Annotated in this window: 10 protein-coding genes and 1 pseudogene; all 11 read right to left on the reverse strand. The window is 68.0% G+C overall.

Features of this window, described 5'->3' with window-relative positions; translation table 11 throughout:
* Positions 1–7: 7 nt before the first annotated feature.
* Complete coding sequence (locus BG28_RS05610) at positions 8–520, reverse strand: PH domain-containing protein (protein ID WP_036474747.1); 513 nt, start codon at positions 518–520, stop codon at positions 8–10.
* Positions 501–1,064: a DUF3180 domain-containing protein gene (locus BG28_RS05615; protein ID WP_036474749.1), complete on the reverse strand. Its 564-nt coding sequence runs from the start codon at positions 1,062–1,064 to the stop codon at positions 501–503. Before BG28_RS05615 ends, BG28_RS05610 begins: the two co-directional genes overlap by 20 nt.
* The gene (gene folK, locus BG28_RS05620) at positions 1,061–2,038 is read right to left on the reverse strand and encodes a 2-amino-4-hydroxy-6-hydroxymethyldihydropteridine diphosphokinase (RefSeq protein ID WP_036474751.1); all 978 of its coding nucleotides are present in this window, start codon (positions 2,036–2,038) and stop codon (positions 1,061–1,063) included. Before folK ends, BG28_RS05615 begins: the two co-directional genes overlap by 4 nt.
* 4 nt (positions 2,039–2,042) lie before the next feature.
* Entirely contained in the window at positions 2,043–2,867 is an 825-nt protein-coding gene (folP, locus tag BG28_RS05625) for a dihydropteroate synthase (protein ID WP_036474752.1), read from the reverse strand.
* A gap of 29 nt (positions 2,868–2,896) precedes the next feature.
* Positions 2,897–3,502, reverse strand: coding sequence for a GTP cyclohydrolase I FolE (folE, locus tag BG28_RS05630; protein WP_036474753.1), 606 nt, complete (start codon positions 3,500–3,502; stop codon positions 2,897–2,899).
* Positions 3,495–5,455 (reverse strand): annotated as a pseudogene (gene ftsH / locus BG28_RS05635) (ATP-dependent zinc metalloprotease FtsH). The gene folE and the pseudogene ftsH overlap by 8 nt, the downstream one beginning before the upstream one ends.
* Before the next feature lie 144 nt (positions 5,456–5,599).
* Positions 5,600–6,733, reverse strand: coding sequence for a 2-hydroxycarboxylate transporter family protein (locus BG28_RS05640; RefSeq protein ID WP_051501052.1), 1,134 nt, complete (start codon positions 6,731–6,733; stop codon positions 5,600–5,602).
* A gap of 17 nt (positions 6,734–6,750) precedes the next feature.
* Complete coding sequence (locus tag BG28_RS15625) at positions 6,751–7,050, reverse strand: hypothetical protein (RefSeq protein WP_161634803.1); 300 nt, start codon at positions 7,048–7,050, stop codon at positions 6,751–6,753.
* 155 nt (positions 7,051–7,205) lie between these two features.
* Positions 7,206–7,850, reverse strand: a complete 645-nt coding sequence (locus BG28_RS05645) for a GntR family transcriptional regulator (RefSeq protein ID WP_051501054.1) — start codon at positions 7,848–7,850, stop codon at positions 7,206–7,208.
* A gap of 41 nt (positions 7,851–7,891) precedes the next feature.
* On the reverse strand, positions 7,892–8,443 hold the full coding sequence (hpt, locus tag BG28_RS05650) for a hypoxanthine phosphoribosyltransferase (protein ID WP_036474755.1): 552 nt from the start codon (positions 8,441–8,443) through the stop codon (positions 7,892–7,894).
* A gap of 39 nt (positions 8,444–8,482) precedes the next feature.
* A partial coding sequence (locus tag BG28_RS05655) for an ATP-binding protein (RefSeq protein WP_036474757.1) occupies positions 8,483–9,154 on the reverse strand: 672 nt, incomplete at its 5' end.

Below are 9,154 nucleotides of genomic sequence, written 5' to 3' on the forward strand. Positions count from 1 at the left end.
CCCCGACTCACAGACCGGCCAGGCGAGCCTGGCCACGGACGGAGAGTTCTTCACGCAGCCGCGCACCCTCCTCGCGGGAGGCGCCCGGGATGACGGCGTCGGTGGCCGCGGCCGCGGTCTTCAGCTGCACGGTGCACAGGCCGTAGCGGCGCATCAGCGGACCGGCCTCGATGTCGACGTACTGCAGCCGCCCGTAGGGCACCGCAACCACCCGCTGGAAGAGGATCCCACGGCGGATCAGCAGATCATCGGCACGCTCGTGGTAGCCGATCGCTCGGATCCTTCGCGGAATCAGCCAGAGGTCCGCTGCCGCCCAGCTCAGCACCACGGCAGAGACCAAGATCTTGATCCACAGCGGGATGCCGCTGAAGACGCCGATCGCGTCGAGCACGATCGGGGTCGCGATCACCGCCAGGGTGATCACCCAGCCGAGGATCCCAGTGATGTACTTCACGGTGATGTAGCGCTCGTCGACTCGGGTCCAGGTGACACCTGTGGGATCAATGGGTTCCGCGGGCATAGCCCTCCTCCGGTATCGGTCCTGTGTTGCGTTCGGGCTTTCCGCGGTGCCGCTCTCCCAGCGGGTTCTCATCCGTTGGGTTCTCGTCCGGCGGGATCCTGCAGAGCAGCTCGACGACAAACCCAATGATCACCCAGATCATGCCCCCCGTGATCATCAGTAGGGATGAGTTCACGTTCGGGGCGCTCAGCGCCGCGGCGGGCACCAGGTCACCGAGGATACCCGCATGCCAGCCGGCGATCAGCGCGCCGGCATAGGCGCCGGCCTGCCCTGCGGTCAGGACCCGGACGGCGTGGAGCGGGTGCAGGCTGCGCTGGCCGCGCCGGCCCTTCGCTGCGGCCGAGGCGATCCGGCGCTGATCGCGCCAGACCAGCAGCCCCAGGGTCAGCACGATCAGGGCGATCCCGAGCAGGGTCACCAGAGACGTGCGGGGCAGGACCGGGGAGCCCATCCCCTGGGCAGACATGTAGACAGTGGTGATGAACCCGACCAGGGCGCTGAGGGCTGCGATGATCAGCAGGCGCAGCGCCGAGAGTCGGCTCATCGGACGCTCTCCAGCCGTTCCACGCTCTTCGCGTCGGCGGCCTGCCGGGCGAGCTCTGCCACGGGCGTCCCGTCCAGCTGAGCCCGCGGGTCCATCCAGGTCCAGGGGACCAGGACGAATCCCCGGATGCCGGCTCGCGGATGCGGAACCTGGAGCGTGATCGAGGAGATCCGCGCGCGGCCGTAGGTGATGATGTCGATGTCCAGCGTGCGCGGGCCCCAGCGGACCTCGCCGTTCTCCACACCGCGGGCCCGGTGATGGTCCTGCTCGATCGCCTGGGTGCAGGCCAGCAGCGCATGCGGGCTCAGCGTGGTGGCGACCTCGAGCACCTGGTTGTGGAAGTCGGGCTGTCCTGCCGGCCCGCCCACAGGGCTGGTCCTGGCCACCGGGGACGCTCGGAGCACCCGCACCGCCTCGGCACGGTCCAGTGCGGCGACTGCCGAGGCCAGCGTCACGGCGGATTCTCCGAGGTTGGATCCCAGCGCCAGCACCGCGGTGACCTCCCCCGCGGGAACGGCCTCAGGGTCCAGGCTGGGTCCCGGCTCCGCGGCGGACACGGCGTCCGTCGCGTGGTCTCCCGCAACAGGGAGATCGCTGCGGTCCCGGCGGGCGGTCACCGAGACGTCTTCGAAGGTCTGGGCCAGCGGGGCCTGCGGCTTGTGCACGGTGATCTCCGCCGCGAGCAGACGCTGATCGGTGGCCAGGATCTCTCGAGCCAGGTGATCGGCGAGGGCTTCGATCAGGTCGAAGGGCTCGCCGGTGATGGCGGCGTGGATGAGCTCCGCGATCTCCACATAGGAGACGGTGTCGGGGAGGGCGTCGCTGCGGCCCGCGGCGCGCAGGTCCAGCGTGAGCTCGGCGTCGACCCGGAAGATCTGACCCTCGCGCTTCTCGAAGTCGAAGACCCCGTGGTGGCCGGTGGCCGTGAGTCCGGTGAGCCGGATGGTGTCACGGGGGCTGCTCCTGCTGGACATTGTTCTACCTTCTCAGCTTGGAGATCACTTGCACAGCATCTCGGCTTCCCTGCACGTCATGGACCCGGACGCCCCAGACCCCTGCCTGGGAGGCCAATGCGGAGAGCACCGCGGTGGCGGTGTCTCGGGCGCCCTCGGAGGTGACCGAGCCGAGGAACCCCTTGCGGGAGGCGCCGAAGAGCACCCGGTGCCCGAGCCGGACGAAGCTCTCCAGGCTGCGGATCAGTTCCCAGTTCTGCTCGTGGGTCTTGGAGAACCCGATTCCTGGATCCAGGATGAGTTGTTCGCGGCGGGCGCCGGCGTCGAGATATCGGTCCCGCAAGGCGAGCAGCTCTGCGGTGACGTCTTCGAGCAGCGAGTCGTATTCGGTCAGGGACCCCATGGTCTGGGAGTCGCCGCGGTTGTGCGTGATCACGATCTGCGCCCCGGATTCGGCGATCAGCTCCGGCATCGCCGGATCGGTGAGCGCGCCGGAGACGTCGTTGATTGTCAGTGTCCGCGGATCCAGGCCGCAGCGATCCGCGCATTCCAGTGCGGCCAGCGCGGTGGCGGCTCGTCTGGTGTCCACCGAGACCGTGATCCCGCAGCCCAGCAGCTCCTCGAGCACCGGCAGGATCCTGCGCTGCTCCTCGGCCACGGGGGTGGGCACCGCGCCCGGTCGGGTGGATTCCCCGCCGACGTCGATCAGGTCGGCCCCGGTCTGGGTCATGCGCAGCGCCTCGGTGACCGCAGCCGCCACATCGGGGCTGCCGGCGCCGTCGTCGAACCGGCCGCCGTCGGAGAAGGAGTCCGGGGTGAGGTTCAGAATCCCCATGATGGAAGTGCTCATCTGGCTCTCCGATTCAATCAGGCGGGTTGCTAGCGGGGTCGTCCGTGGAGCATCAGGCTCATCGCCTCGGCGCGGGTGGCGGGGTCGCGGAGCTGTCCGCGCACCGCGGAGGTGATGGTCCGGGCCCCGGGCTTGGAGACTCCGCGCATGGACATGCACAGATGCTCGGCCTCGACGACGACCATGGCGCCGCCCGGGGTCAGGTGCTGGACCAGGGCGTCGACCACCTGGGTGGTGAGCTGCTCCTGGACCTGCGGGCGCTTGGCGAAGATGTCGACCAGCCGGGCCAGCTTGCTCAGGCCGGTGACCCTGCCCTCCGGGGAGGGGATGTAGCCGATATGGGCGTGGCCGAAGAAGGGCACCAGGTGGTGCTCACAGGTGGAGTAGAACGGGACGTCGCGGACCAGCACAAGCTCCTCGTGCCCGATGTCGAAGGTGGTCGACATCAGCTCCGCAGGATCCTCGCGCAGCCCCAGGAAGGCCTCCTCATAGGCCCGGGCCACCCGGGCGGGCGTGCCCTTGAGCCCCTCGCGCTCCGGATCCTCGCCGACGGCGAGCAGGATCTCGCGCACCGCCGCCTCGATCCGCGGCAGGTCCACCGGCTCGGTCAGGGGTGGTCCGGGGTGCTCAGGCATCGGAGTTCTCGCCGCCGAACTGGTATTCCGGGTCCCGCTCGTTCTCCGGCACCACCTCGGAGGTGATGGTGACCGGGCGCCCTGGTGAAGACTCCCAGACCTGGCGGACCGGGCGCTTGATCACGTCATGGAAGATCGCGGCGACCTCCTTGGCGTTGAGCGTCTCCACGCGGAGCAGCTCCTCGGCGAGGCGGTCCAGCACATGGCGATTCTCGTGCAGCGCGTGATAAGCCTCATCGTGGGCCTCGTCGATGATGGCGCGGATCTCGGAGTCGATGATGGCGGCGAGGTCCTCGGAGTACTCCTTGCTCTGGGCCATCTCGCGGCCCAGGAACGGGCTGGAGTCCCCGGAGCCGAGCTTCACCGACCCGACGCGGGCGCTCATGCCGTATTCGGTGACCATGCGGCGCGCGGTCTCGGTGGCCTTCTGGATGTCATTAGCAGCCCCGGTGGAGGGATCGTGGAAGACGATCTCCTCGGCGACCCGGCCACCCATCGCGTAGGCGATGGTGTCCAGCAGCTCGTTGCGGGTGGTGGAGTACTTGTCCTCCTCGGGCACGACCATGGTGTAGCCCAGGGCGCGTCCGCGCGGCAGGATGGTGATCTTGGTGACCGGCGCGGAGTAGTTCAGCGCGGCCGCGACCAGCGCGTGTCCGCCCTCGTGATAGGCGGTGACCCGGCGCTCGTGGTCCTTCATCATTCGGGTCCGCTTCTGCGGTCCGGCCATGACCCGGTCGATGGCCTCGTCGATCGCGCGGTCATCGATCAGGTCGGCGTTGGAGCGCGCGGTGAGCAGCGCTGCCTCGTTGAGCACGTTGGCCAGATCCGCGCCGGTGTAGCCGGGGGTCTTGCGGGCCACGGCCTTGAGGTCGACGTCTTCGACCATCGGCTTGCCCTTGGCGTGGACCTCGAGGATCGCGCGGCGTCCGGCGAAGTCGGGAGCCTCCACCGGGATCTGCCGGTCGAAGCGCCCGGGGCGCAGCAGCGCCGGATCCAGCACGTCGGGTCGGTTGGTGGCGGCGATGACGATGATGTTGGTGTTGGCGTCGAAGCCGTCCATCTCCACCAGCAGTTGGTTCAGCGTCTGCTCGCGCTCGTCGTTGCCGCCGCCCACGCCGGCGCCGCGCTGGCGGCCCACGGCGTCGATCTCGTCGACGAAGATGATGGCCGGGGCGTTCTCCTTGGCCTGTTTGAAGAGGTCACGCACCCGGGAGGCGCCGACGCCGACGAACATCTCGACGAAGTCCGAGCCCGAGATGGAGTAGAAGGCGCCGCCGGCCTCGCCGGCCACGGCCTTGGCCAGCAGCGTCTTGCCGGTGCCGGGGGCGCCGTAGAGCAGCACGCCCTTGGGGATCTTGGCCCCGAGGCGCTGGAACTTCTCGGGCTCGGAGAGGAACTCCTTGATCTCGTGGAGCTCCTCCACGGCCTCCTCGGCGCCGGCGACGTCGCCGAAGGCGACCTGGGGCATGTCCTTGTCGAACATCTTGGCCTTGGACTTGCCGAACTGCATCACCCGGGAGTTGCCTCCGGACATGCGGGTCAGCAGCCAGATGAAGAGCAGCGCGATGATCAGGAAGGGGATCATGAAGCCGAGCATCGAGAGCAGCCAGTTCGACTGCTCCGGCTCATCGGTGTAGCCCTCGAGGTCAGCATCGGCGATGGCCTCGGCCACGGTCTCGGCGCGAGCGAGGAGTAGAAGAAGTGGACGACGTCGCCGACTTCCTGCCCGTCCTGCTCATAGGGAGAGCTCAGGTTCAGGTCGACGCGCTGGTCGCCGTCCTCCAGCGAGGCCTCCACGACCTCACCCTCGGCGAGGAGCTCCATGCCCACGTTGGTGTCCACCCGCTGGCCGTTGGCCGAGGAGGAGAACATCATCGGCACGACCAGCAGCAGCAGCACCACTGCCAGGACGATCCAGAACAGTGGCCCGGTGAAGATCTTCTTGAAGTTCATGCAGCTCCGTCAGACGCAGATATACCTAGCATCTAAAGGTACTCGGGCTCGAGGTGATGGGGCTAACCCGGAGTGACCAAGTTCGCCTCCGGGAGAACTTGGCCTGCCAGGCCTCCGGCGAGCAGCGGGGTTCGAACGCCCGGGTCAGCCGATGATCGGGATCAGCAGCGAGACCGTGAGCAGCACCAGGGCCCCGCCGATCCGGGAGGAGACCTGCAGGAACGGCATCAGCTCAAGCCGGTTGGCCGCGGAGACCACGGCGACGTCCCCGGTGCCGCCCATATCGGTCATGCCCATGCCGATGGCGATCGATGTCTCGGCGTAGTACATCTTCACCAGCCAGCCCAGCGCACCGGAGACCAGGATCGCCACCACCACTGCCAGGGCGACGAGCACCGGGTAGCGCCAGTCGGAGAGCAGCCGGCCGAGCTCGTCGAACTCGAAGAACGTGATCGAGATGCCCACCAGCAGCGCCGGGGTCAGCGTGGAGGAGACGAACCCGAACCAGCTCGAGACCGCATCCTCGAAGGAGGCCGGCATCAGGCCGAAGATCTTGATCGCGGCGGCCAGCAGGATGGTCCAGGCGTAGGCATGCAGGCCCGGGACGAACTCGGCGATGATGCTGCCGGCCAGGAAGAGCGTGGCGGCAAGGGTCAGGCCGACGACGAGCACGTTGAACGAGCCGCTGGTGGGCTTGGCCTTCGCCTTGAACTGATCCGTGCTGCCTTCGACTCGGACGATCTGTCCGTTGCCGTTGAAGCCGACGAAGAACTGCTGGCCCTTATAGGTGATGCCGTTGAAGATGCCGGCACAGAAGATGGTCAGCACATTGGCGATGATCACCGCGGGGATCAGCTGGGCCACATAGGCGCCGGCGTCGCCGCCCATCTGCTCGGAGTAGATCCCGGACATCGGCACGATGCCGGCACCCACGCCGCCGCCCATGATCGGGGCCGCCACGAAGAGCACCGCATCGCGCAGCCCGAAGCCCAGCGCGGCTCCCACCGCGCCGACCACCAGGAAGACCGTGATGATGGTGCCGATCAGCGGCACCGCGATCCTTGCGCCGGCCTTGAGCAGCAGCGCCCGCGGCATGCCCAGGATGGAGCCGGCGATCAGGCTGGCGACGTAGAAGTCGATGAAGCCGATCTCGGATCCGTCGGTGAAGATCTCCATGTTCTCCGCCAGCGCCGCCGGGAACCAGCCGAGATGCAGCAGGATGGCGGGGGTCAGGATGCACAGCACGGTGGGCAGTCCGTAGTTGCGCAGGCCCGGCACCCGTCCGCCGATCCAGTTCAGCGCCGCGCCGCGCCGACCAGGATGACGACGGCGAAGCCGGCAAGCATCGTGTTCGGCAGCACGCCCAGGCCTGCGCAGAGCAGGATCACGCCGAAGAGCAGCGCGAACCAGCCGATGGGCAGGCCCATGATGCGGGTCCAGCTCTCTGGGCGGTCGAACTCCGCACCGGGCTCCGGGGCAGCCGGGGGAACCGAGGCCGCGTTCCCGGGGTTCTCGCGGGAGGGGGTCCCGCCTGGAAGCGTCTCAGAGGGGGATTCTGCGGGCTTCATTGCCCGCGATTCGGTCTCGCCGCGCACGTGTCTCCTCGAAAGTCTCAGATGCCTGACCACGCGGGCGCACTGCCTGTGTGTGGCACGTCACCGGTGTGACCAGGGTTACGCTACTTTGCATTTTATAAAGTATCAACTGAATGGAGCCCGGACCGGGTGGCGAGGTCGCCGGAAGAGCAGGCTCAGAGGTTGTTCAGCGCGGCGTCGCGGCCGTGTTCGATGTGCTGCGCGGTCATGGCGGCTGCGGCGTCGAGGTCCTGGGCCACCAGGGCATCGAGGATCGCGTGGTGCTCACGGCTGGATTGGGCCACTCGGTCCTGATCGGCGTAGAGGCCCAGCGAAGGGTAGGGCATGCCGGCCCAGAGCTGGTCGATGAAGCCCATCAGGAGGGCGTCCCTGCTGAGCCGGTAGAGCCCATAGTGGAACGCCTCGTTGCGCTGCACGACCTCCAGCGGGGTCTGGGCCTGATCGCAGGCGCGCAGGAGTCCGCGCAACACTTCGAGGTCCCCCGGGCTCAGCTGCTGCCCGGCCTCGCGCACCGCGAGCGGCTCAAGCACGGTGCGCAGCCGGTAGACCTGATCGATGCGTTCCGGGGTCAGCTCGGCGATGAAGGTGCTGCCGTGCGGGTCGTGGACCACGAAGCCTTCGGACTGCAGCCGATTCAGCGCTTCGCGCACCGGAGTCAGGCTCATGCCCAGCGTCTCACTCAGGTGTTTGAGCGTGATCCGCTCACCGGGGGCGAGCTCGCCGACCTGGATGCTGCTGCGCAGGCTGGAGTAGGCGGCAGCGGCCTTGCTCACCGGTCGCACCGGTAGGTTCTCCTGCACAGCCCGGCTCCTCCCCGCCTCTGCCGCTTCGCGCGGTCAGCTCACTGGTAGACGTGTGGAGCGAGGATCCCGACGCAGTCGAGGTTGCGGTACTTCTCGGCGAAGTCCAGGCCGTAGCCGACGACGAACTTGTTCGGGATGTCCATGCCGACGTACTTCACGTCGATGTCGACCTTCACGGCGTCGGGCTTGCGGAAGAGCGTGCAGATCTCCAGCGAGGCCGGGCCGCGGGATTCCAGGTTGGTCTTCAGCCAGGAGAGCGTCAGTCCGGAGTCGATGATGTCTTCGACGATGAGCACGTGGCGGTTCATCAGGTCGGCATCGAGATCTTTGAGGATGCGCACCACCCCGGAGGACTTGGTGCCGGAGCCGTAGGAGGACACCGCCATCCAGTCCATGGTCACGTGTGAGCGCAGCGCGCGGGCCAGATCGGCCATGACCATGACCGCGCCCTTGAGGACACCGACTAACAAGACGTCCTTATCCGCGTAGTCACGGTCGATGACGGCTGCAAGTTCTCTGATCTTCGCGTCGATCTCGTCCTTGGTGTAGAGCACCTCGGTGAGATCTGCTTTGACATCCTGAGCATCCATGGGTGGTGTCCAGCTCCTAATAGATAAGTCTCGCGTTCCTCAGTTCAGGCGTGGAACGATGACAAGTTTCGCATAGTCCGGACTCCCCCGCGTTCCACGGTGGGCGCGAACCCCGCCCTCCAGCTCGATCGGGCCCGCCGATCCGGTCTTGCCCAGCAGCTTCTCCACGGCCATGAGCCGCTCGAAGGAGGGATTGGCGCCACCGGCGGCGACCACGGCGAGCGCGATCACCCGGCGGCGGATCGCTGGCGGCACAGCCAGCAGCGCCGGGAGCTCCATGCGCAGCTGACCCTCCGGTCCCGGGTCGTGGAGCAGCTGCGCGAAGCGGTCCTTGGCCTGCTGATCCAGGTAGTCGGCGTCCTCGGCCGCGATCTGCGCGGTGCGCGCCAAGGACTCGCGGATGGAGCCGCTGAGCTGCGCCTCCAGGTAGGGCAGGATCTCGGTGCGGACCTTCGAGCGCAGGAACCGGGGGTCGGAGTTGGCCGGGTCCTGCCACGGGCGCAGCTGCGCGTGGGCGCAGATCTCCTCGGTCTCCTCCCGGGTCAGGCCCAGCAGCGGACGCCTGAACGGCCCGCGCACCGCCGGGATCCCGGCCAGACTGCGGGTCCCGGAGCCGCGGGCGAGGCCGAGCAGCACCTGTTCGGCCTGGTCGTCGCGGGTGTGGGCCAGCAGGATCCGGGTGGCTCCGGTCTGGGCCAGCGCCTCGGCGAA

Source organism: Nesterenkonia sp. AN1, from assembly GCF_000582475.1.
Classification (GTDB): domain Bacteria; phylum Actinomycetota; class Actinomycetes; order Actinomycetales; family Micrococcaceae; genus Nesterenkonia; species Nesterenkonia aurantiaca.

Coding starts and splice junctions, on each gene's coding strand:
- folK (WP_036474751.1), bottom strand. CDS start 2,038: ATGTCCAGCAGGAGCAGCCCCCGTGACACCATCCGGCTCACCGGACTC.
- folP (WP_036474752.1), bottom strand. CDS start 2,867: ATGAGCACTTCCATCATGGGGATTCTGAACCTCACCCCGGACTCCTTC.
- hpt (WP_036474755.1), bottom strand. CDS start 8,443: ATGGATGCTCAGGATGTCAAAGCAGATCTCACCGAGGTGCTCTACACC.
- folE (WP_036474753.1), bottom strand. CDS start 3,502: ATGCCTGAGCACCCCGGACCACCCCTGACCGAGCCGGTGGACCTGCCG.
- BG28_RS05615 (WP_036474749.1), bottom strand. CDS start 1,064: ATGAGCCGACTCTCGGCGCTGCGCCTGCTGATCATCGCAGCCCTCAGC.
- BG28_RS05610 (WP_036474747.1), bottom strand. CDS start 520: ATGCCCGCGGAACCCATTGATCCCACAGGTGTCACCTGGACCCGAGTC.